A 22,227-nucleotide genomic window follows, 5' to 3' on the forward strand; every position below is an offset into this window, starting at 1 on the left:
AAAAGGACATAGCCATTCGATTGCCTTTTGCATTGAATCCAAATTGGGGAAATGTCATACTGGTGTAATCTTTGTATTTTTTCTGTTTTGGATAGTTTTTATCCTTACGAAAGAAACCATCAAATGCTTTTTCTAGACGTAGAAAGACTTCCTGCAACGGCTGAGATGGTATTTCTTTTAGGAAGGGATATTTCTGTTTATCCATTTTTAGTTGTTTTTGCATATCTTTACGATGATAAGATTCTTTTGACTCGCGATATTTATGTTGTTTATCCAAAAGAGCTGAATTATAGGTTTGACGACAATATTGTAGCCAGCGCTCTAGCATTTCCTTCTGTTCTTCGTTTGGAAAGATTTCGTATTTTTGATTCAATAACATTGTCGTCACCACCCTTATATTCTATCTTTAGAATAGAACATAAGTTCCTGTCATACAACCTTTCAGGCTGTCGCCTGACCAAAATTCATCACCTCCCTACCGTTGGGTCTACGCCCTTCACACGCTTGAGGAAGGGGATTTCTTTTGGGTATTCGATAAAAATTCCATCCACATAGTAAACTGGTCCTATTTAGAAAAGCAGCAAATGGGATTCGCTTTGAATAAAAAATGGATAACCCTATTTTCCTTGTGGGTTATCCATTAACATGTACATTTTAGACAGTTAGAGCAATACCATCTTGTTATTACTAACGGTAGTTTATTTTGAATTCATTCACATTACCTTTTGTTGCTCTGAACCTGAATTCATTTCATTTGCAACTTTATTATAATGGGCCTGTTTCTCTGGTACTATCGCTAAGGCAATCGCCGCGATCAAGCCTGGAATCGCGAATGCAATAAAATTTAAGTGAATCGGCAATGAAATCGATAAAAGAAATCCTCCTAAAATTGGTCCAAGCATTCCACCAATTCTACCGATGCCCGAAGCTGTACCTAGAGCAGTAGATCTAATAGAAGCTGGATAGTACTGTGATACGTAAGCTTGAACGATATTTTGCGCTCCAACTGTAGCTGCACCTGCAATTGCTACTAATACATAAATCAGGAGTGAATTCCCGCCAAACCCTAATAGTGTCAGAGCAACTGCGCCTGAAGCATACATCGGAACAAGCATTTTTTTAGAACCGTATTTATCACAAAGTTTAGCGATAATAAGGGTCCCAATTATTGCTCCACCTTGTAAGGCAATAAGGAAGCCTAAGCTTGAATTCAATGCATATCCTGCTTCAATCATCAAATTAGGCAACCAAGTATTCAAACCATACACCATAAGTAAGCAACTGAAAAAGGCAATCCAGAACATGACAGTACTTAAAGCTCGATTATTGTTAAATAAGCCGACAATCGGAACCTTCGTAGCAGGTGTATTTAATTCCAGAAGCTCATCATTTTTATTAAAGGTAATTCCAGGACTTACTTTGGAAAGTGTAGCGAATAATTCTTCCTTTTTGCCTCTTCTAATTAGATGACTTGCAGTTTCTGGTAGCTGCTTATACAGCAATGGAAGAGCTAATAACGGCAACCCAGCAATCCAAAAAATCGATTCCCAGCCTAATGTCGGCATTAACAAGATCCCTAATAATGGTGCAAGGATCCCTCCAACTGAATAACCACATAAAACGATGGATACAACCATGCTTCTCATTGATTTAGGTGAATAATCCGTCAACAAAGCAATGACGTTTGGCATAATGCCTCCAAGACCTAAGCCTGCTAAAAAGCGGAAAGTAGAGAACAGCGTAGGGGTTTCGGCAAAGCCACATAAGAATGTAAAGAGGCTAAATAATATCAATGTTATTGCAATAACATTTTTCCTACCAATACGGTCAGCCAATGTTCCAAAAAAGATCGCACCAAACATCATCCCGAATAATCCATAGCTCCCCATTGCCCCTGCTTCAACCGAAGTAAGATTCCATTGTTCAATCAAAACTGGTACAACAGTTCCATATACGACTAGGTCATATCCATCAAATGCAATAATGAAGAAACTCCATAAGAGTAACCCTAAATGAAAGCGATTAAATTTACTGTTTGCAATAACCTCGTTAGTATTAATTTGAGCCAAATTATTTCCCCCTCGATAATAATTGTTAGCGCTTACTTAATGCCGTAGCAAGAAGATCTTTCTTGTTGAAAAAACAACAACTACCCCATATAGTAAACAAAGTTCTCTAATGGTGATTATAAGTGCAAAGTTTTACATTTACAACAACAATTTATAATTTTGTTAATTTTCTAAAAAAAAAAAATCTACTCTTAAGTAGGAATTGTATTAACTTGGTTTGTGCCCATAAAAAAAAAACGGGAATATTCCCGTTTTTTACGATATTGCCTCAAATTAACTTTTAACTATGTTGTTCATAGCCAAAACTAGCAGATATTTCTTTACTAACATTTATTAAATACTTACTAAGCTCATGATCTTCATTATTTGGTATTAAATCAGAGAATCCTACTACAGTAATGACTCCTAGAAGTTTCTTTTTATAATTAAATACTGGGAATGCAACCGACGAAACAGATGAAACTAACGGCTCCCTTGCAAAGGAAATGCCATTCTTCCGAATTAACTTACATTCTTCATCTAGTAGGTTCAATTTTTCTGGATCAGTATGCAAGAATTCCTTTTCTCTCCATTCGTGAATGAAGTGTTCATCAATAAAAGCAGCAAATACCTTCCCTGTTGCGGAAAGAATCGGAAGCAGTGTTCCCATTTGAGCTCCTATATTAAATCCTTGATTTGTTTTAACTTCTTTGACAATCATTGGTCCATTATTTGTCCAGCTAGAATATAGAACAGTGTTCAAACTGTATACGTTTATTTCTTGTAAATAAGGCGCAATTCGATCAACGACATTTTCTTGATCTGCAGCAGCCATACCGTATTCTATTAGTTTACTTCCTAGTATATATGTGCCAGATTCTTTGTTACGATAGAGAATCCCTATTTGAGTAAGAGTATTAAGATATTTATAAAGATTACTCTTAGTGATTTGAGTTAAATTCTGTATGTCGGTAAATTTCAGTGGTCTCCCTTCTTTAGCGAGAAGATCCACGATGCCTAGGCCTATCTGTAGTGATTGAATGGTTGTTCCCTTCTTTGTAGTTTCCATTTTGGCCTCCTATCCTAATAGTTAGAATGCTTCTTAACCTTTAGGTTTTTTATAATATTACTAGATACCATAGTATGAAAATAACAATATGACAAGTAGGAATAGGAAGCAAAGTGAAGATTTAAAAAATATTCAGAATCATCTATCTGTAACCGTTGACATTTTAAATTTCATAAATTAAACTTAGTTTATAAATAGAGAACAGTGTTATCTAAAAAGAGAATCACTTAAGATCTATTTGATTATGAGGTGATAATATGAAAAAATTCCTAGTTATGATTCAAAGAAAACCCTCTTTCACAGGAGAGTCCATTCAAGGTCATCGAGAATTTCTGAAAAGCCAAAAAGAAACGGACAATTTATTTTTAGCTGGCGGTTTTGAAGATGCCTCTGGCGGAGCTTATGTTCTCCAAGCAAATTCTTTAGAAGAAGCTAGCAATATGCTAAAAAATGATCCTATGTATCAAGAGAATAAATCCGTTTACACAATTAAGCAGTGGAATATTAACTAACTACAAATCTTTTTTACAGAAAGGAAGTTTACGAATGAAACTTATTACATTTAAACGCGAAGGTGTCTCACGCATCGGAGCTATTATTGAAGAAAACGTAGTTGATTTACATGTTGCCTATAAAGAATTACTTGCATCAGAAGGAAAACTTCGTGCTGAACAAATTGCAGAAGCTTTTGTTCCAGCAGATATGAATGGATTTTTACAAGGTGGAAAAGAAAGCTTAGAGCTTGCAAAACAGGCAATTGACTTCGCATTAAATACGAAAGAAGCTAACGGCTATAAGCTTGTATTTGACATAAATGAAGTAAAAGTAGAAGCACCTGTTCCACAACCAGGGAAAATCATCTGTGTTGGCCACAATTACCGCGAGCATATCGCTGAAATGGGACGTGAACTTCCACCGTTTCCTGTCGTGTTCGCAAAATTTGCTAATACAGTAATCGGACCGCAAGATGATATCCCATTCTATCCAATTTCTGAGCAGCTAGATTATGAAGCAGAATTTGCTTTTGTTGTAGGTAAGCGTGCTCGTAACATCTCTCAAGAAAATGCTCTTGATTATGTAGCTGGTTATACAATTGCAAATGATGTAACTTACCGTGACATTCAACGTCGTACGCTTGAGTGGTTACAAGGTAAAACAGTTGAAGGCAGTGCTCCAATGGGTCCATGGTTAGTGACATCTGACGAGTTAGTTGATCCATCTGGTTTAGATGTTCGTCTAACAGTAAACGGTGAAGAACGCCAAAAAACAAATACTGCAAACTTTGTTTTCGATGTAAAATATCTTGTTGAATTCTTATCAAACTTAATGACGCTTGAGCCAGGTGATATCGTCCTTACAGGTACTCCAGGTGGCGTAGGTGTTGCTCGCGACCCACAAGTATTCTTAAAAGATGGAGATGTTGTCAAAATCGAAATCGATCGTATCGGTACTCTAGAAAACCGTGTTCAATCTGTTAAAGAAGTTGCGAAGGTTAAATAAGCATGGCTAATGTAATTGTAACTGACTCGATTCAATCTGTTCACACATCGCTTGATGAGATTCTTCAAATAGTGAATGAACTTTCAGAAGATACGATTCGTTGGAATCCAACGGAAGATGAATGGTCTATTATGCAAATTCTTAACCACCTTGTGGAGGCGCTTCCTTATTGGTTGAACGAAATAAAGCAGATTTTAGAAGCTCCAGGTAAAGAATGGGGCCGTGGTTTAACTGATAAAGCACGTTTAGCAGCAGTAAGTAATACTGATCAATTGACAGTTTCTAATGTATTAAAGGATTTAGAAGCCTTAAAACCACAAGTAGAAGAAGTACTTAGTAGCTTGACTGAAGAGCAGCTTGCAATCGAATCACCAAGCAGGAATCCACGTTTTGGAACAAAACCAATTTCATTTATTGTGGATCACTTGCTTGTCGAGCACGCTGCTAAGCATTGTGGCCAAATCAAACGTAATTTATCTAAAATAGCTAACTAACTCTTTTCTTACGGTTTCAGTTTAAAGAGGCAAGCAATCAGCTAATGACTGATTGCTTCTCCCTTCACTCTTTACTTATGAAAATACCGTACCCGGCATTGATGATGTCCCTGTCTTGTTGTTCTTGAGCTTTCCAACAGGGGCGTAAAAGGCTTTTAAAGATTAGAGATATAGGAGGAATAAAGAATGGCTGAAAAAAATGACTTTTTTAAAAGTAAACTAGTGCAAGATTTCACAAGAGATATTCGCCAATATAATCTTGGTCCACTTTGGGAAGCGATTCCAGAATTGATGCATCACCAACCTGAACCACATGCACAAGCTTATCTTTGGAATTGGGATCTTTTAGAGAAAAAGTTAATGGAAGCAGCTCAAATCTTCACTCCAGACCGTGGTGGTGAACGAAGAGCGATTTACCTTCAAAATCCCGGCTTAGATTATCGCCAGCCATGGGGATGGGCTTCTACTTCTCAAACACTTTATGCGGCAGTTCAACTTCTTCAGCCTGGTGAAACAGCACCATCTCATCGTCATACACAAAATGCACTTCGCTTTATTACGCATGGTGAGGGAGCTTATTCTATCGTTGAAGGTGAGCGTATTTTTATGGAAGAAGGCGATTTCGTCATTACTCCTAAAAACCTATGGCATGGTCATGGTCATGAAGGTACAGAGCCAATGATTTGGATGGATGTTCTTGATATCCCAACAATTTATATGATGGGTGGTACGTTCTTCGAGCCATACCCTGAAAGAATTGAACAGCCGAAAGTTCCTGATAACTATAGCGCACAACGTTATCAAGGTGGAATGGTTCGTCCGATTTCTGACCGCCATCCTAAGGTAGCACCACTTGGCGCATACAAATGGAATCAAACATTCAAAGCAATTGAAGGATTATCTCGATTTGAGCCAGATCCATATGATGGTTATGCAGTAGAGTTTATTAACCCTTCAAACGGAAAAACAGCCAACCCGAATATTGGGGCATGGATGCAGATGCTTCCAAAAGGATTCCATTCAAAGGCTCATCGTCATACACACTCAGCTATTTACCAAGTATTCAAAGGTTCAGGCTACAGTATCATTAATGGTGTTCGTTTTGACTGGTCTCAAGGTGATTACTTCATTATTCCTAACTGGGCAGTTCATGAACATGTTGCTCTAGAAGAAACATACTTCTTCTCTGTTAATGACTTACCAATCATGGAAAAATTCGATCTTGAACAAGAAGTTCCATATGAAAGCAACAACGGATATCAAGAAACAAAAAATGAATTTAAACCAGTTTTAGTTTAGAAAGCGTATACATTAAAATGTTAAGGGGGATGAAATAAATGAGTAAATCAGAAAATCCAGTATTAATAATTGGTGGCGGTATCGGTGGAGTTGCAGCAGCACTTGCAACAGCTGAAGCAGGTCACAAAACACAAGTATTAGAACAAGCTCCACAATTTGGGGAAATTGGAGCAGGAATTCAAATGGGACCAAACGCTTATGCTGTTCTAGACCGCTTCGGTGTTGCAGATGAAATTGCTAAGCTTGCTGTTTTCCCTAAAAGACTCGTTTTGAAGGATGTTTATACTGCAAAAGAATTAGCTTCTTTAGATTTAGGTGATGAATTCAAAGCTAAATATGGCTTCCCATATATGGTTATGCACCGCTCAGATTTACACCGTATCTTAGTAGAAGCTGTACAAAAAAATCCACTTGTTGAGCTTGTTAATGATCAAATCATCCAAACTGTGGAAGAAAATGAAGACGGCCTAACAGTAACAAATCAAAGAGGCGAAACGTTTACTGGTAAAGCCGTTATTGGTGCAGATGGTCTTAAATCAAATGCTCGTAAATACTTTGCTGATGATGAACCAATCTGCTCTGAGTATGTGGCATATCGTGGAACAGTTCCTATTGAAGAGATTAGTTCTGATGCGAATATGGATGATGTAATTATGTGGATTGGTCCTAACCTTCACGTTGTTCAATACCCTGTTCGTAAAGGTAAATTATATAACCAAGTTGTTGTATTCAAAAGCTTGAATTACAAGCCTGATTCAGATGACTGGGGAACTCCAGAAGAAATGGATAAAGTATTTGAAGGCTGCCACCCAATTGTGGAAAATGCACTTTCATTTATTTCACGTCAAATTCGCTGGCCAATGTATGATCGCTTACCAATCAATAACTGGACAAAAGGCAATTTCACATTACTAGGAGATGCTGCACATCCAATGCTTCAATACTTAGCACAAGGTGGTTGTCAAGCACTAGAAGACGCTTCTTACTTAGCTAATATGTTACACCTTCATGGTGAAAACTTTGAACAAGCGTTCCAAGCTTACCAAGAGGAACGAATTCCACGTACAGCAAAAGTACAAACAAATGCACGTGCTTGGGGAGAAATTATTCACGCAGTAGACCCAACTTCTATTTTATTAAGAAATACACTTCTTGAAAAAACGCCAGCTGAAGCTTTTGAAATGGTTAATTGGCTGTACGGATATAAAGTTCCAGAATTAGAAAAAGTCAGCCAGTAAGCATCAATTACCCCCAAGGGATAAAACCTTGGGGGTAATTTTCTTTTATACTCCTGCTATCAAAAGGACTAAGGTGAAGAATTCTTTCTTGTTCCCCTCTTCTAACTGTTGCCACTACATTTCCTGTTACTTATCCTTTGACATCATCAACGCTCTTTTCAAATCCTTAAAGGATGAAGATTTTCCGTATATTAAAACGCCCCCCTTATAAACACGGGCACCAAAAATAGCCAATACGGTAATCGAAACAAGTAGAATCGCAATAGATAATCCAATTTCCCATGGTGGAATATTAAGCATGCCAACTCGTAAGAACATGATCATCGGGGTGAAGAACGGAATGTAGGAGCTTATGGTGATAAACGAAGTTTCCGGATTCGTTAGCCCGAACATCGCAATCATAAAAGCAGCAATAATCAAGAAAATCATTGGTGCAATTAATTGTTGAACATCTTCTATTCTACTTACAAGTGAGCCGAGAAAAGCAGCTAGCGTCGCATATAAGAAATAACCTAAAATAAAGTAAATTCCTGCATAGACAAATGTTAATGTTGGAATCTCACTAAATCCTAATGCTCCCCCTGTCATCGTATTTATATCATTGATTTGTGATTTAATCGCTGCATACCCAACAACAAGAATAACAATCATTTGCGTTAAACTTACAAGCCCTATTCCGATTAATTTAGCAAACATTTGCTTGACCGGGGATACACTAGAAATTAAAATTTCCATGACGCGCGAAGATTTTTCTATTGCTACCTCTGTTGCAATCATACTTGCGTACATAATAACAGAAATATAAATGACAAATAATAGTACATACACAAGCCCTCGTGCTTGATTTAACTCTTCTTCTGACTTCGCATTATCTTCTAGAGCTACTTTGTTTAGTTCAACTGGTGTAAACAATTCGTTTAATTCATTTGAATCTAACCCCAATTGCACTCTTCCTAGTTCCAGTTTTGTCTGCTGGAGAACCTGCTCGATTTGCGTGAAAATCTGACTATCTGTCATTGATAATGTTTTTACTGTTGCTGTTGGTTGTTGATTTTGATCAACTTGTAAAATAATCACGCCATCTATTTCTTCAGCCAACACTTGTTCATCAAGCTCTGATTCAGATAAAGTTGATTTTTCAACCTCAATAGGTACTCCACTTGCCACAAGATTATTTTCGAACATCGTATAGTATTCATTTGTTTCATCAAGTACAGCAAAAGATTTTGCTTCCTCATCTTTATTAAAAGCTTCTATAATCGTAGATATATTTGAAATTCCGAAAAGAACCAATGCCATTACTAACGTTGTAATAATAAATGATTTCGATTTTATTTTACTTAAGTACGTATGCACTACCATGATCCAGAACTTATTCATAGGATGCACCTACCTTCTCAATAAAAATATCATTTAAAGAAGGTTCTTCTAATGCGAATTTACGAACAAACCCTTTATTTTGAAGTTCATGGAATATAACCTTTGACACATCTTCACTTTCAATTTGGAGTTCTACTCCTTCAGAGGTTTTCTTGAATTTTGTAACACCGCGAACATCTTCGAGAAAGCCCATATCAAAATCGCCTTGAACAAACACATTCTTCTTGCCAAATGATCTTTTTATTTCTCGAAGTGAACCGTGTAAGACAGGCTTTCCGTGATGCATAATACATAAATTCTGACAAAGCTCCTCTACATGCTCCATTCGATGGCTTGCAAATACGATTGATGTGCCAGACTCTTTTAAATCAACAACCGCTTTCTTTAAAAGCTCTACATTGATTGGATCCAGTCCACTAAATGGCTCATCTAAAATCAGAAGCTTTGGTTTATGTATAACTGCTGCGATAAATTGAATTTTTTGCTGATTCCCCTTTGAAAGATCCTCTACCTTTTTATTGGCATACTCTGGCACTTTAAACTTTTCAAGCCAATGATTCATTTCAACTAAAACTTCTTTCTTTGACATCCCTTTTAATCGACCTAAATAAATAAGCTGATCCTTTACCCTTAGCTTTGGATAAAGCCCCCGTTCCTCTGGGAGATAACCAATTAAATCACTTTGTTCATAAGAAATTTTTTCTCCATTCCATGTTATCAATCCATCAGATGGATTTAACAACCCTAAAATCATTCGAAATGTTGTCGTTTTCCCAGCACCATTTGCACCAAGGAAGCCAAAAATTTCTTGCTCAGGAATGGCGATCGATAGATGATCTACAGCAGTATGTGAACCAAAACGCTTTGTTACACCTTCTATTTTTAGACTCATGCTCATCCTCCTTTACAATAGTATTACGAATAGCTTAATAGAAGGTTTCATATTCATGCAGGAAAAAAGTAGTTTAGTAAGAATTTGTATATAAAGATCGTAATCAATTACTAGGGAGGAATGTAAGATGAGTATGTACTATTTAACCGTTTTCGAGAAAACAGGAGAAAAGCTTTTCGATGAACATTTCGAAGCACAAACAGAGCAAGAGGCAAAGGAAATAGGGCAACGTAAACTTGAAGAGAATCATTGGTCTGATAAAACATATCGCTGTACATCTGCTTTAGGAAAACTTATTTTATTTGGAAGGTAATATGCTAGCGCTTTAGACTGCCTTAGGTCAAAGACACTCATAAATAGCAGGTGTTCATGAGTGTCCGTTTTCTGTTCTGATCACTCCTCCTCCAAATCCATCTTATAAAAAAGTATCCCTCTTTCAATAAATATAGTACTATGTTGAATAGAATTGCAAAATAGCTACGGAAGGAAGCTTTCTCTTGATAGAAACCTTATTATTAAATTTCCTTTTTTTACTTATTCCTGTTTTAACATTTCTTATTTTCTTAGAAAGTAAAATGCATTATTATAATAAACCCATTATTATTTCCCTTACATCTGTTTCAATGATTCTATGTATGATATTTCCCATTAATTTAGCAAGCGGGTTTATTTTTGATTTACGATATATTCCTTTTATCATTATTATCCTTTTCATGGGATACAAAAATGCCTTAATTCTATATTTAATTCTCAACATATGCCGATTTTTAATTGGTGGAGATGGTATCGTTCAATCTTTTCTGTTTTCAACCATTATTTTTGCGCTTGTATCTTTATTCAGCAGAAAGTTCGTTCGATTAAGTCCTAAGAATAGAATTTCATATGCAGTAATTTTCACTTTTTTAACAATGTCTCTATACTTTTTAACACTAGGCTTGCAAATACCTTTAAATCGAGAATTCTGGTCCCTATCATTCTACGGCTTAGCAACCCACGTTGTGATGATGTTGATCCTAATGATTTTAATCGAGCAAACGATCTCGAATATGAAAGCTCGTGAAGCTTTTTTACATTCAGAAAGATTACATGTGCTCAGTGAACTAACGGCTAGTGTTGCTCATGAAATAAGAAATCCACTTACCGTCACGAACGGTTTTTTGCAGCTATTAAATAAATCAGATTCTATACCAGCTACAGAAAAGAACTATATTGAGTATTCATTACAAGAATTAAAACGAGCTGAAAAAATTGTAAGTGATTTTCTTACTTTCTCCAAACCTCAAAGTGAAAACATGGTATATTCCAACTTAAAAGAAGAGACAGAGTACGCAAAAAATATTTTATTACCATACGCTCACATGCACCAAGTAGAAATACAACTTACGTTTAATAACTCACTGAATAAAAAATATGATAAGAATCAAATGCAACAATGTTTAATCAACTTGTATAAAAATGGAATTGAATCAATGGAAGAGGATGGGGGTATTCTTTCCATTGATGTTTCCCAACAAAAGAATTGCATCATGATCACAATTAAAGACACGGGGATTGGTATGACAGATGAAGAGGCTTCACTATTAGGTAAACCCTACTATTCTACGAAAAAACAGGGAACTGGACTTGGCATGCTTATGGTTTACAGTACAATTCATAAACTTAGAGGCCATATTAAAGTCGACAGTAAAAAAGGAAAAGGTACCTTATTTACGATAACCATTCCTGTATGAAGCTCAAACAAAACAACTAAGAAAAGCGCAAGCGCCTTGATCAGCCCCGACAAGCATAAGCCAATCAGGAATAGAAGGTGTTTTTTACCTTCAATTCCTGATTGGCTTATGACCTCGAGGGGCTAGGCGCTGGAGCTAGACACCCAAACTAGGTACAAAAACTTATACTTTCTTATCTTAGAAGCAAAGGAAAGTGCTGAATTACATGCTAACACTTTCCTTTCCCCACTCCTAAACTTTACAATACGTTAAAAGGCTAGTCCATATTACTAAATCTGATTTTTTATATCTTGTCTAATTGATTCAATAAGTGTGCTAGATAAGTTCGCTGGAATCGATGTATGCTCTACAAAGAGCCAAGCATTGATTATTTCAAGGTCAGCTTTTTTAAACGTAATGCTATAATCACGATGATTATGAGTAAAATCGGCTGTCACAAATTCTTCCCCATCAAACTGATCATCAATAATCATATGTTTTATTTCATAAGGATCCACGTTCTAATCTCCTTTTTATCATTCTCTTATATATAATGAACATTATCTTGTTGTTTATTCACTTTTTTGCCAACCTATCTAGTTTCTCAAATAGAATATGAAGTTGGTGTCCCTCAGACCAGAGATTTACCGCTCTCTTCCTTCAGATTCTACGTCGCTACAGACATCTTACGTTAAGCTACAGCTACTTCTGCCTTCACAGTTCGGGACTTGCACCCTATATATAGACTACATCATGCTGAGCGCACCAAATAAACAGCCAAGGCACGCCGCCTGGCTGTCGTTTATCACTCTCTTTAACAAGATAAAAGCCTATTTCATCGTTCTTCCTCGTCAACCACACACTATAAGATATAGCCATCCTCTTTTTATTTTTACAGTCCTCTCTTCAATATCGCATAGACGATTCCTACTTACTATTTATCATATTTTGATTTATTAACTTTTCTTAAACAGACGTTAATTCCTTTTCAAAAACCTTTTCTGGTGATACATAATGGTAGCCAAGATCGTTTGCAACAGCTTCATATGTGATTTCTCCGTTTGCTACGTTTAATCCAAGCTTTAAGGATTCATTTTCCTTTATTGCTTTGAATACACCTTTGTTTGCAATCTGTAATGCGTAAGGAACCGTAACATTTGTTAAAGCAATTGTTGATGTTCTCGGTACCGCTCCAGGCATGTTTGCCACTGCGTAATGAACAGCACCGTATTTTTCATATGTTGGATTGTCATGTGTTGTAATATGATCAATTGTCTCTACAATACCACCTTGGTCAACAGCCACATCTACGACAACAGAACCTGGTTTCATTGCTTTTACCATTTCTTCCGTTACCAGTTTAGGAGCTTTTGCACCAGGTATTAAAACAGCACCAATTAAAAGATCAGCTTCTGCTACAGCTTCTGCAATATTGAATGGATTGGACATTAATGTTTTAATTTGATTACCGAAAACATCATCTAATTGACGTAATCGATCCGCACTTACGTCAATGATCGTGACATCAGCCCCTAAACCGATGGCCATTTTCGCTGCATTTGTGCCTACAACACCACCACCAATGATGGTTACTTTACCGCGACTAACCCCAGGAACACCTGCAAGTAGGATACCTTTACCGCCATTTGATTTTTGCAAAAATTGAGAACCAATTTGAGAAGCCATACGACCTGCTACCTCACTCATTGGAGTAAGAAGAGGAAGAGTGCGATTTACAGCAACTGTTTCATAGGCAATCGCAATAACTCCCTTATCCTTAAGCGCTTTAGCTAGGTCTGGCTCAGCAGCTAAGTGTAAGTAGGTGAATAAAATTAACCCTTCACGGAAGTAACCATACTCATCACGAATAGGTTCTTTCACTTTCATAATCATTTCAGCTTGAGACCATACATTTGCAGCATTTTCAATAATCTCTGCACCACTATTGGCGTAATCCTCGTTAGTGAAACCGCTTCCAATACCAGCATCCTTTTCAATCAATACTCTATGACCTGCATTAATAAAAGATATTACGCCAGCTGGTGTGAGAGCTACACGGTTTTCATTATTTTTAACCTCTTTTGGTACTCCAATAATCATTTTCATCATCCTCCTAAAATAGGTATCTACCATTATGGAATATGCTTTTCAAATCTTTCCAAATTAAATTTGGGCGGATTAAATTTATAACTTAAGTATAAACATCAATTTGTTGAACATCATTAGACATAATGTAAAATACATGTAAGTTTTTATGCGACATTATAGATACCCAGAGGAAAATCTGCTCTCCCATCTTTACACGTTCCCCCCGCCAAAATAAAATTAATTGAATCATCGCATAATTTGTTGTCTCATATCTGTTTTGGATATAAACTGATTAGTAAGGACTTATTTTTTATTAAGGTGAGGTGTTTCCATATGAAAAATGAAATTAAGTTATCTGTGCAGGAAGTCATCCTACAAGAGCAATTTCAACAGGCAAAAATCGTAGCTGGAAAAAATGGATTACATCGAACAGTAAAATGGGTACATATAATTGAGGTTTCTGAAGTAAGTAATCTATTGAATGGAAATGAATTAATCTTATCAACAGGCGTTGGTTGGAAGGAAGGAAAAGCAACCTTACTCTCCCTCGTTCAGCAATTAATTGACTGCAAGGCTGCTGGACTTTGTATAGAATTAAGAAAGTATATGACTATGACTGATGTTCCTGAAGAAACCATTCAACTTGCAAACCAATACGATTTTCCAATTATCGTATTCGATCATGAAGTGAGATTCATAGATATTACTGAAAGCGTACACACTTTAATTATCAAAAAGCAATACCAAATGATTACAGAATTAGAGGATTATTCTCGCAGACTAAATGAGGTGCTTCTTGAAACAGACCCAATGGAGAAAATTCTAAGAATGCTGTACGAACAAATAAAGGCCCCAGTCATTTACCAAACAAATGAAGGTCTTGTAGAAATAGTTTCAAAAAAAACGAAAAAGGAAAATCAATATCTTCTCCAAATGGTCAATGATCAAAAAATCGAGCAAAATGACAGCATCATCCGTCAAAAAATCCATGTATGGAACCAAACTTTTGCTGAACTTATGATTATCTCAGAAAAAGGATCGATCCATGAGTTCGAAACATTAGTATTAGACCGAACTGTAACAGCGCTCGCTCAAGTCATATTACGTGAATTGTGGACAGAAGAGCGCAGAATGGCAAAAGAATCAGACTGGATTCAGGATTGGCTAAATGGAGAACATACGAAAGAACAGGTAGTTAAATACCTTGCAGAGCATAAACTGGACATCAATCCAAAAAAGGCAGTTGTACTCCTTCTAAATGCAAAACAACTGAACATAGCAAGTTCAACAACTACTTATCTAAAAATGCTGTTGCGTCATATTTTTCAAGAGCAAGGTTTTTTTCTTTTATCAGCTGACCTTAAAAAGACGATCGTTTTCATTCTTCTTGATAACCGCGAGGGCAATGATTGTCGAAAAAGAATAGAAGCTGGAATTGAGCATGCGTTGAAATCAGATTACTTTAAAGATGATTTTCTTTCACATATTCAATTCAGTGTCGGTAAAATAGTGAATCATTTGACAGAAGTAAAAATTAGTTACGAAAAAGCTAAAGAAACAGCGATTGTTAGAGATCAAGCCTCAAATAACCTATCTATTTTCTTCTATGACGACTTACATATTTATAGATTGATATATGCTGCTCAAGAACAAGGAATTCTCTCTGAATTTATTAATGATTATTTAAAACCTGTACTTAATTATGACAAATTGTATGCTGCAAATCTAATCGATACTTTAAATGTTTATTTAGAATGTAATGGATCAAAAAAAGAAACTGCGCAACGTCTTTATATTGTAAGACAATCTCTATATCACCGCTTAAAAAAATTGAACGAGCTTTTAGGAGAAGATTTTATGATAACACCTAAACGTCAGGCAATTGAATTCGCAGTATCCGCCTATAAATACCTCAACAAGAATGAACAAACCTTTTTTAAAGGAGAAAAATTGTCATGAAAACAGCACCATTTTTCATTATGTCGTAAAATCCTGCAAAGTATTTTACGACATAATGAAAGCGCATCCAAAAGAAGGTTGAATTAAATTGTCAGGATGTTTACTAAAATAATTTTAAAAGGCATGAGTCTATGTTAGCTGATAATTAATATGATGTGTAAAACAGCGGACGTTTCTAAGTCTTAAAGAGAGATCCGTTTTTTTCATTGCTATATACTATTATATTATATAAGTAGCGATTAATTTTTCGACATGGCTAGCAATCCAATACGTTGAAGTACTTTCTCTGGACAAGTATCTAGATATTCCATAAAGGAGAACACTGATTTTCGAATCTCTTGTCTTGTGGCATGAAATCGATTGACGATGACACTTCCTTTTAACCACCCCAAAATAATACGCTCAACAGTATTTAAGTTGGGAGAGTAGGGTGGTAAAAAGAGAAACGTGAGGTGATGCTCATTCTTTTTCAAAATACGATTATCTTTTACTTCTACAGCTTCAACTGCTGAATTGTTTTGATCTGCTGTAATCACTTCTCCGTTTATTCATTAATCTATTCCATTTTATGAACATCAATCGACTCACTCAAAAATATCCCTAGCAAGAATGTAATTTGCATATTCTTTTGCACTTTCTTCTATCTCTACATCAATAGAAGTATATGCTCCATTGAACACAAAAGCTGGTAAAAATCTAGTACCTATTAAATTACTAGTTGCTTGGAATGGTTTTAGGAGCTCACTCATAGAAAACTGATTACGCCCACCAGCTTGATATCTTTCTTTCGCACTACCAGTTGATACTGCTAAAAGAAACTCCTTCTGATGCAATTTAGTTCCGTTTGAACCATATGCCCAGCCATGAGTCAGTACTTCATCTTGCCACTTTTTAAGAAGCGGCGGAGAGCTATACCAATAAAACGGGAACTGCCAAACAATCCGATTATGCTCTTCACATAATCGTTGTTCCCTTTCAACATCAATTTTTTCATCTGGATATTGCTTGTAAAGTTCATGAATTGTAATATCTGGGTGCTTCTCCAATTCTCCTAACCATGCTCTATTCACAACTGATTTTTCAATATTAGGATGAGCTACGATGACTAATACCTTCATTAATTTATCCTCCAAGCATAGATTTGAACATTTTCTATTACACTTAATAAAAATATGAATAAAGAAAGAAATGCCGCAATAAGTAAATCTCAAAAAACTGTTTTAATTCTCTTCTTACACGAGTTATAATCGATTCAATAAAAGACCACCATACTTATAAACTAAGATTACATTAAGATTGCCTCTCCACGAGATTCATGAAATTTATGATGAAGTTCCATACGTGCTTCTTCAATGCCTGGCTGGAATTGGATGAGTGCTTTGCGTCGTGTTTCCACAACCTCCACAATAGCCTCATCAAGCTTTTCATTAGCACGATTTCCTAAAGCATTAAGTTCATGGGCAATTGCAAGTCCAGCAACTGTTCCTTGAGCCCTAGCTACTTTAGCGCTCTCAACCCCTGTAATATTACCTGCAACATATAAACCATTGAGATTGGTTTGCATAAATTCATTGTGCAAAGGAACATGTCCACCTAGTTCTGGAACATAGCAGAAAGAGCAACCAGCAACAGCGGCCAGTTCTGACATTGGTGTGAGCCCACCTGCAATACAGACAAAATCAGCAGGTACCACTTTTTCCGTCCCATGTATAACCTCGCCAGTTGCAGAAATATCAGCAATACGAACACCTTCCACTTGATTTTCTCCAACTATTTCAAGAGCTGTTTTGCGCAATTGAATAGAAATTCCCCACATTTTAAATCCATTTTTCGGGTACAAACGTGCACCAAGTTTCGCGTTTACCCATTTCCCACCAAATCGTATTAAAGGCGAAGGGGCCAAATGTGTTAATCTTAAAAGAGATTCCATCATTTTCTCTGGTTTGGCTGCATCACCGGATAGTAGACTCGGTTGTGGAAGCAATATACTCTTAATATGAACGCCACATAATTGTAACTCCCTCGCAATCGCTACTGAGAGTACATTTACACCAATAATAATTCCTTGCTCACCTGGCTTCACACGATGCACATTCCCCATTACCTGAGCAGCTCCAATCGACATTACGCCTGGAAGAGTCCATCCTGGGATAGGAATAGGAGTTTCTGATGCTCCTGTAGCAAGCAAAAGACATTTAGACTCGATTATTTTATCAGTAGTATACACACACCATCCATTGTCTAATTTTATTAAATCGTATACAGATACTCCACATTGGATATTTACACCAAGTTGAATCGCTCGTTCATAAAGTTTTTCTGCTTCTGCAATACCATTGACCCACTTACCATCAGGTTCCTCGTGCAACTGCCCCAATAAACGCCCTCCAGGTTTTACGAACTCATCTAGTATGCATACCTTTAATCCATTTTCGGCTGCCGAAATAGCCGCTCCTAACCCAGCTGGGCCCGCACCTACAATCACAAGATCAATCATAACTTACCTCCATTTAGCGAAGTTGTAGGAAAAGAAACATCCGATTCAATTTTCATATTGTTTTCTACTGGAGTTAAACAAGCACGAACTGTACTTTGATCATTTACTCTTACTCTACACTCAAAGCAATGACCAATATTACAATAAATCCCTCGTGGAGTCTCCTTGTCCTCATGAAAACGCAAAGTCCTCATACCAGATGCAAGTAAAGCAGATGCGATTGTATCTCCTTCATATGCTACATATTGCTGCCCGTTAAAATGTATCTTCACTTGCTTTTTATTTTCCAGATTTCCTAAAACCGAATGATGACTAACTCTCATTGAATTCATTTTAACTCCCCTCCTAATACGCCAAATGTAACTGGGCGAACAGGAGGACGATAGCTAAGTGACACTTCGTTTGAAATCGGTCGTCCGCCTAATTGCTCCACTATTCGGTCAATCGTACAGCGGCAAGTACGTCCCCCACAAGGCCCCATTCCTGCACGTGTTCGTAACTTTACCTCTCGCGCGGAACATTGAAAACGCTCAACCGTTTCTTTAATTTCTTTCAACGTGATTTCTTCACATCTGCATATTACGGTTTGATTTTCGTCCATGGAATTTCTCCTCCAGTACTTTTTAGAATAACTTGATTGAATGCCACATCCAATTTCATCTATATCTTTTTTCAGGGGCAAAGGAAACAAACGATCCTTTATTTAAAAATATGGGTATTTCAATTAATGCTATATAAGATAAAAAGACATCAAACATTTATCCTGCGTAAAATAGATGTGCAACCAACTATTTTTACGCAGAAGAGAACGTTAGATGTCTCATACGTACTGAGTAGCACATCAAAGAATTTAATTAAAATACTGCAGTGCTTGTCTATCCTATATTTAGCTTATTCTGTGCTTATTTTTAGATAAAACCGTAATACGGCTTTTGACTCGTAGCAAAATGCGCCCACTTGATCATAGTAATAAAATCAAATACCGGCAGTTTAACAGCCCTTTGAATATCAGCTGCATATGGCGGTAAATCACTGCATTCTAATAGTATTGCGCCAATTTCCGGATTTTCATTAACCATATTAATAGCTGCTTCTACTACTTCTTTTCTCACCTTTTCGTTATCAAAAGACCCTCTGCTCTGAATGATAGCTGAAAATTCAGGTAATCTCCCTAAGTCTCTAACAACACAAATACTCGGATCATCTATACCACAACTTTTAAATAAGTTTGGGGTAATGCCATGTGCATCGGCTGTCAACATACCAATTTTTTGAGTAGGCTTTAAGCCTGTTTTAATCCAAGGTACTTGAACAACACTTGATAGATAAACGGGTATATCAACAGCTGCCGCTACTTTATCTTGGAAATTACCAAAAAAACCACATGCCGCACATATTGCACGCGCTCCTTCGGCTTCAAATTCTTTTGCCGCTTTTATAATCTCTTCCAATAACGTTGGATCACCTGCATGGATTCGTTCTTGGTTGCAATTTGGCACTACTTTTAACCTGACAGGAAAATCATAAGTACTTAGATTCGCAACATTTCCGGGTAAAACAGGGTACCAGCACTCATCTAAATACAGTATCCCAACTGAATATCCCGCGACATACTGGCCCTTTTTCATCGTAATAATCGTACTTTCTTTTTCCTTCCCTAAATACCCATATTCCCGTTCATCAATCAATGCTTTAGAGTTCAATTAAGGCTCCTCCTTATAGTTTCAGAGAATACATTTGTATCCTCTGAAACTATTAATCTCATTTTAGCTTCTGTCACACTAAGTTGACTGAATCCCCTAATTTTTCAATACATGGGTGGTAATTACAATTTCATTTTATTCTTTACACTCCGGAAACACTCGTTTTTTCCGGTGAATTAACTTCATATCCTAACTTGATCAGTTCCTCTTTAATCTGTATTTTTATTTCGTCAGTAGGTTGTGTCAAAGGCTTTCTCACTTTTCCACCTTTTATTCCAATCAAGTCCATACCTGCTTTTACCGGCCCTGGATATGGATTACCTTCCGCTTCCATTAAGCCATAAATACCTGATAATTTTCGATTCAAATCACGTGCAGCATTTAGATCGCTCTTCTCAACTACCAGCTCGTAAAGCTCTACAAGTTCCTTAGGAAGTAAATTCACGAGGATTCCAAAAGCACCCTGTCCTCCAACAGAGAAAGTAGGGAGGATAAAGTGTTCTTCACCGGTAAATACAGTAAAGTTTTCAACATCCTTCGTCAAAGCCACAACATTACATAGGTGTCCAAAATCTGCAGATTCTTTCACGCTTACAATGTTTTCTTCCTGACTCAACTCATAAATCATTTCAGGAGAAATCGTAACATTGGTTGCCCCTGGATAATTGTAAATGACGATTCCGACATTTGATTTTGCAGCTATTTCTTTGAAAAATTCACGAATTCCTTCTTCACTTGTCTGATGATAATAAGGAGGCAGAGCCAGTCCCCATTTAGCGCCACATTCTGCAGCAAAATTGGCAAGTTCAATTGTTTCCTCGGCAGTAGAGCATCCAACACCTGCCATAACAGGTACTCTTCCTGCAGCATATTCACAACCAGCCTTAATTAAACTTTTTCGTTCCTCCAATGACATAACATGATATTCACCTGTTGTGCCCCCAACTAAAAGGCCATGGACGCCATTTTCGATTTGAAAGTCGATTACTTTCTTATAGGACTGAAAATCAATCGTTTCGTCATCATTGAATGGGGTAATTAATGGTACAAAAATTCCTTTTGGTGCAATAGTCATCATGTATTCCTCCTATTATTAACCTATTATTTTAATTCTCATTCATTAGTTTTAGATATTAACAGCTTGTCTTTTCTTGTATCTAGAATAATTTAATTTATCAATGTTAAAGTCTGTTGGCTCACCTGTAATAAGCTGGGCAACCATCCTTCCAGTGATAGGCGACATACTAATGCCATCTCCTTCATGTCCACTGGCAATAAAGAACCCAGGTACTTCTTCCACTTCAGACACAATCGGAAGATGATCTTCAACCCAAGGTCTTACCCCCGCATAAGCTCTTATACAGTTAATTTCCTTTAATTTTGGTAAAAAGCGAATGGCTCTCTCGGCAATTGCATGCATAACCTCGATTTCAGAGCGAATATCAAACCCTTTAAAGGCACGATGTCCTCCAACTAAAAAGTTATTTGCATCAGTCGGCTCAATCGTAAAAGCTACATTATGTTTTTCTACTAATTCACTGACATTTCTTTTAAAATTAATATCTTCGAATTTTGATAGCATATAACCGAATTCATGAACCTTTTGACTTGCGACCTTAAACGGTGTTTTCTCAGATATTAATACCATGCCTTTTCTCGGTTTAATGGGTATATGAATGCCTACCATTTCTGCTATTTTAGGTGACCATACACCGGCACAATTAACAATCCTCTTTGTTTTAAAGGTGCCTCGGTCTGTTACTACACTCTGAACTCTTCCTTTGTTATCCAGTGAAATATTCTGCACAGCGTGATGGTCATAAACCTTCAAACCTAGCTTTTTTCCTTCTTCAACAAATGCATAACATAATTTATATGGGTTCATGGACGAGTCTACTTCTGTCCATACCCCTCCGGCTAAATCATCAGCTAAATATGGCTCAATTTCATGCAATTCATGCTTGTCAACCATTCGCATATCATAGCCATCTTTAGCTTGCTGAGAAACATACCCTCTGGCAATTTCCAACTCTTTCTCTGTTTCACAAACATAAAGACTTCCTCGTGAAGCAAATTCGAAATCGACTGAAAATTCCTTTGCCAACTTTTTAAAAAGCTGAATACTTTCATAACCTATTTCAGTATCAATACCTGGTTTTTTATCACAAATTAAGGCTACTGCATCACATCTGCTAGAAGTACCTGATGCTACACCGCCTTTTTCAATTAAGGCAACTTCAAGGCCCTTTTTCACCAAATGATATGCTACACTAGATCCGATTACACCCGCCCCAATGACAATTACGTCAAAATTTCCCATTTGTAATCCCCTCTAAGAAAATATAGTTACT

23 protein-coding genes are annotated in these 22,227 nt (G+C 36.8%); 8 read left to right on the forward strand and 15 right to left on the reverse strand.

The window, feature by feature from the left end:
• The 3 genes from K9V48_RS01055 to K9V48_RS01065 form a co-directional block, all read right to left on the reverse strand.
• A partial coding sequence (locus K9V48_RS01055; protein ID WP_224136116.1) for a helix-turn-helix domain-containing protein occupies positions 1–379 on the reverse strand: 379 nt, incomplete at its 3' end.
• A 334-nt stretch (positions 380–713) separates the two neighbouring features.
• Positions 714–2,069 carry an MFS transporter gene (locus K9V48_RS01060; protein WP_224136118.1) on the reverse strand — a complete coding sequence of 452 codons (1,356 nt, stop codon included), beginning with the start codon at positions 2,067–2,069 and terminating at the stop codon, positions 714–716.
• Between the two features lie 280 nt (positions 2,070–2,349).
• The gene (locus K9V48_RS01065) at positions 2,350–3,117 is read right to left on the reverse strand and encodes an IclR family transcriptional regulator (protein WP_224136120.1); all 768 of its coding nucleotides are present in this window, start codon (positions 3,115–3,117) and stop codon (positions 2,350–2,352) included.
• A 257-nt stretch (positions 3,118–3,374) separates the two neighbouring features.
• Between K9V48_RS01065 and K9V48_RS01070 the strand changes: the two genes are divergently transcribed.
• The 5 genes from K9V48_RS01070 to K9V48_RS01090 all read left to right on the forward strand — a co-directional run bounded on the left by K9V48_RS01070 (position 3,375) and on the right by K9V48_RS01090 (position 7,648).
• Positions 3,375–3,629, forward strand: a complete 255-nt coding sequence (locus tag K9V48_RS01070; protein WP_224136128.1) for a YciI family protein — start codon at positions 3,375–3,377, stop codon at positions 3,627–3,629.
• Positions 3,630–3,663: 34 nt separating this feature from the next.
• The gene (locus tag K9V48_RS01075) at positions 3,664–4,617 is read left to right on the forward strand and encodes a fumarylacetoacetate hydrolase family protein (protein ID WP_224136130.1); all 954 of its coding nucleotides are present in this window, start codon (positions 3,664–3,666) and stop codon (positions 4,615–4,617) included.
• 2 nt (positions 4,618–4,619) lie between these two features.
• Positions 4,620–5,111, forward strand: a complete 492-nt coding sequence (locus K9V48_RS01080; RefSeq protein ID WP_224136132.1) for a DinB family protein — start codon at positions 4,620–4,622, stop codon at positions 5,109–5,111.
• Positions 5,112–5,297: 186 nt separating this feature from the next.
• Positions 5,298–6,410: a cupin domain-containing protein gene (locus K9V48_RS01085; protein ID WP_224136133.1), complete on the forward strand. Its 1,113-nt coding sequence runs from the start codon at positions 5,298–5,300 to the stop codon at positions 6,408–6,410.
• A gap of 38 nt (positions 6,411–6,448) precedes the next feature.
• The gene (locus K9V48_RS01090; protein WP_224136135.1) at positions 6,449–7,648 is read left to right on the forward strand and encodes an FAD-dependent monooxygenase; all 1,200 of its coding nucleotides are present in this window, start codon (positions 6,449–6,451) and stop codon (positions 7,646–7,648) included.
• A 126-nt stretch (positions 7,649–7,774) separates the two neighbouring features.
• Here K9V48_RS01090 and K9V48_RS01095 read toward each other — a convergent pair whose 3' ends face one another.
• Both K9V48_RS01095 and K9V48_RS01100 read right to left on the reverse strand, forming a co-directional pair.
• The gene (locus K9V48_RS01095) at positions 7,775–9,028 is read right to left on the reverse strand and encodes an ABC transporter permease (RefSeq protein WP_224136137.1); all 1,254 of its coding nucleotides are present in this window, start codon (positions 9,026–9,028) and stop codon (positions 7,775–7,777) included.
• Complete coding sequence (locus K9V48_RS01100) at positions 9,021–9,920, reverse strand: ABC transporter ATP-binding protein (protein ID WP_224136139.1); 900 nt, start codon at positions 9,918–9,920, stop codon at positions 9,021–9,023. Before K9V48_RS01100 ends, K9V48_RS01095 begins: the two co-directional genes overlap by 8 nt.
• A gap of 127 nt (positions 9,921–10,047) precedes the next feature.
• On the opposite strand from K9V48_RS01100, the gene K9V48_RS01105 reads away from it, so the two are divergent.
• Positions 10,048–10,233 carry a YhzD family protein gene (locus K9V48_RS01105; protein ID WP_111615575.1) on the forward strand — a complete coding sequence of 62 codons (186 nt, stop codon included), beginning with the start codon at positions 10,048–10,050 and terminating at the stop codon, positions 10,231–10,233.
• A 184-nt stretch (positions 10,234–10,417) separates the two neighbouring features.
• Positions 10,418–11,650 (forward strand): ATP-binding protein, encoded by a 1,233-nt coding sequence (locus tag K9V48_RS01110; RefSeq protein ID WP_224136142.1) that lies wholly within the window; start codon positions 10,418–10,420, stop codon positions 11,648–11,650.
• Positions 11,651–11,919: 269 nt separating this feature from the next.
• Here K9V48_RS01110 and K9V48_RS01115 read toward each other — a convergent pair whose 3' ends face one another.
• Positions 11,920–12,147, reverse strand: a complete 228-nt coding sequence (locus tag K9V48_RS01115; RefSeq protein WP_224136143.1) for a hypothetical protein — start codon at positions 12,145–12,147, stop codon at positions 11,920–11,922.
• A 448-nt stretch (positions 12,148–12,595) separates the two neighbouring features.
• Positions 12,596–13,729, reverse strand: coding sequence for an alanine dehydrogenase (ald, locus tag K9V48_RS01120; RefSeq protein ID WP_224136145.1), 1,134 nt, complete (start codon positions 13,727–13,729; stop codon positions 12,596–12,598).
• Between the two features lie 321 nt (positions 13,730–14,050).
• Between ald and K9V48_RS01125 the strand changes: the two genes are divergently transcribed.
• Positions 14,051–15,676: a PucR family transcriptional regulator gene (locus tag K9V48_RS01125; RefSeq protein ID WP_224136148.1), complete on the forward strand. Its 1,626-nt coding sequence runs from the start codon at positions 14,051–14,053 to the stop codon at positions 15,674–15,676.
• Between the two features lie 239 nt (positions 15,677–15,915).
• On the opposite strand, the gene K9V48_RS01130 is transcribed toward K9V48_RS01125, so the two are convergent.
• From K9V48_RS01130 to K9V48_RS01165, 8 genes are all read right to left on the reverse strand, one after another.
• Positions 15,916–16,212, reverse strand: coding sequence for a transposase (locus tag K9V48_RS01130; RefSeq protein WP_224136149.1), 297 nt, complete (start codon positions 16,210–16,212; stop codon positions 15,916–15,918).
• A 48-nt stretch (positions 16,213–16,260) separates the two neighbouring features.
• Entirely contained in the window at positions 16,261–16,794 is a 534-nt protein-coding gene (locus tag K9V48_RS01135) for an NAD(P)H-dependent oxidoreductase (protein WP_224136151.1), read from the reverse strand.
• 167 nt (positions 16,795–16,961) lie between these two features.
• The gene (locus tag K9V48_RS01140) at positions 16,962–18,173 is read right to left on the reverse strand and encodes an NAD(P)/FAD-dependent oxidoreductase (RefSeq protein WP_224136153.1); all 1,212 of its coding nucleotides are present in this window, start codon (positions 18,171–18,173) and stop codon (positions 16,962–16,964) included.
• Positions 18,170–18,496: a (2Fe-2S)-binding protein gene (locus tag K9V48_RS01145; RefSeq protein WP_438803856.1), complete on the reverse strand. Its 327-nt coding sequence runs from the start codon at positions 18,494–18,496 to the stop codon at positions 18,170–18,172. Before K9V48_RS01145 ends, K9V48_RS01140 begins: the two co-directional genes overlap by 4 nt.
• A 5-nt stretch (positions 18,497–18,501) precedes the next feature.
• A complete protein-coding gene (locus K9V48_RS01150; RefSeq protein WP_224136157.1) occupies positions 18,502–18,774 on the reverse strand; it encodes a (2Fe-2S)-binding protein in 273 nt (90 codons plus the stop codon).
• Between the two features lie 307 nt (positions 18,775–19,081).
• On the reverse strand, positions 19,082–19,876 hold the full coding sequence (locus K9V48_RS01155) for an aspartate/glutamate racemase family protein (RefSeq protein ID WP_224136159.1): 795 nt from the start codon (positions 19,874–19,876) through the stop codon (positions 19,082–19,084).
• 142 nt (positions 19,877–20,018) lie between these two features.
• Entirely contained in the window at positions 20,019–20,951 is a 933-nt protein-coding gene (dapA, locus tag K9V48_RS01160) for a 4-hydroxy-tetrahydrodipicolinate synthase (RefSeq protein WP_224136161.1), read from the reverse strand.
• A gap of 51 nt (positions 20,952–21,002) precedes the next feature.
• Positions 21,003–22,196 carry an NAD(P)/FAD-dependent oxidoreductase gene (locus tag K9V48_RS01165; protein ID WP_224136163.1) on the reverse strand — a complete coding sequence of 398 codons (1,194 nt, stop codon included), beginning with the start codon at positions 22,194–22,196 and terminating at the stop codon, positions 21,003–21,005.
• Positions 22,197–22,227 lie beyond the last annotated feature (31 nt).

The sequence above is a fragment of the Metabacillus rhizolycopersici genome (assembly GCF_020075705.1).

Excerpts from the sequence above, each read along its gene's own strand:
- K9V48_RS01105 (WP_111615575.1), top strand. The coding sequence starts at position 10,048 with ATGAGTATGTACTATTTAACCGTTTTCGAGAAAACAGGAGAAAAGCTT.
- K9V48_RS01095 (WP_224136137.1), bottom strand. The coding sequence starts at position 9,028 with ATGAATAAGTTCTGGATCATGGTAGTGCATACGTACTTAAGTAAAATA.
- K9V48_RS01090 (WP_224136135.1), top strand. The coding sequence starts at position 6,449 with ATGAGTAAATCAGAAAATCCAGTATTAATAATTGGTGGCGGTATCGGT.
- K9V48_RS01135 (WP_224136151.1), bottom strand. The coding sequence starts at position 16,794 with ATGAAGGTATTAGTCATCGTAGCTCATCCTAATATTGAAAAATCAGTT.
- K9V48_RS01065 (WP_224136120.1), bottom strand. The coding sequence starts at position 3,117 with ATGGAAACTACAAAGAAGGGAACAACCATTCAATCACTACAGATAGGC.
- K9V48_RS01150 (WP_224136157.1), bottom strand. The coding sequence starts at position 18,774 with ATGGACGAAAATCAAACCGTAATATGCAGATGTGAAGAAATCACGTTG.
- K9V48_RS01165 (WP_224136163.1), bottom strand. The coding sequence starts at position 22,196 with ATGGGAAATTTTGACGTAATTGTCATTGGGGCGGGTGTAATCGGATCT.
- K9V48_RS01085 (WP_224136133.1), top strand. The coding sequence starts at position 5,298 with ATGGCTGAAAAAAATGACTTTTTTAAAAGTAAACTAGTGCAAGATTTC.
- K9V48_RS01075 (WP_224136130.1), top strand. The coding sequence starts at position 3,664 with ATGAAACTTATTACATTTAAACGCGAAGGTGTCTCACGCATCGGAGCT.
- K9V48_RS01145 (WP_438803856.1), bottom strand. The coding sequence starts at position 18,496 with ATGAGAGTTAGTCATCATTCGGTTTTAGGAAATCTGGAAAATAAAAAG.
- K9V48_RS01125 (WP_224136148.1), top strand. The coding sequence starts at position 14,051 with ATGAAAAATGAAATTAAGTTATCTGTGCAGGAAGTCATCCTACAAGAG.
- K9V48_RS01070 (WP_224136128.1), top strand. The coding sequence starts at position 3,375 with ATGAAAAAATTCCTAGTTATGATTCAAAGAAAACCCTCTTTCACAGGA.
- dapA (WP_224136161.1), bottom strand. The coding sequence starts at position 20,951 with ATGACTATTGCACCAAAAGGAATTTTTGTACCATTAATTACCCCATTC.
- K9V48_RS01140 (WP_224136153.1), bottom strand. The coding sequence starts at position 18,173 with ATGATTGATCTTGTGATTGTAGGTGCGGGCCCAGCTGGGTTAGGAGCG.
- ald (WP_224136145.1), bottom strand. The coding sequence starts at position 13,729 with ATGATTATTGGAGTACCAAAAGAGGTTAAAAATAATGAAAACCGTGTA.
- K9V48_RS01100 (WP_224136139.1), bottom strand. The coding sequence starts at position 9,920 with ATGAGTCTAAAAATAGAAGGTGTAACAAAGCGTTTTGGTTCACATACT.
- K9V48_RS01080 (WP_224136132.1), top strand. The coding sequence starts at position 4,620 with ATGGCTAATGTAATTGTAACTGACTCGATTCAATCTGTTCACACATCG.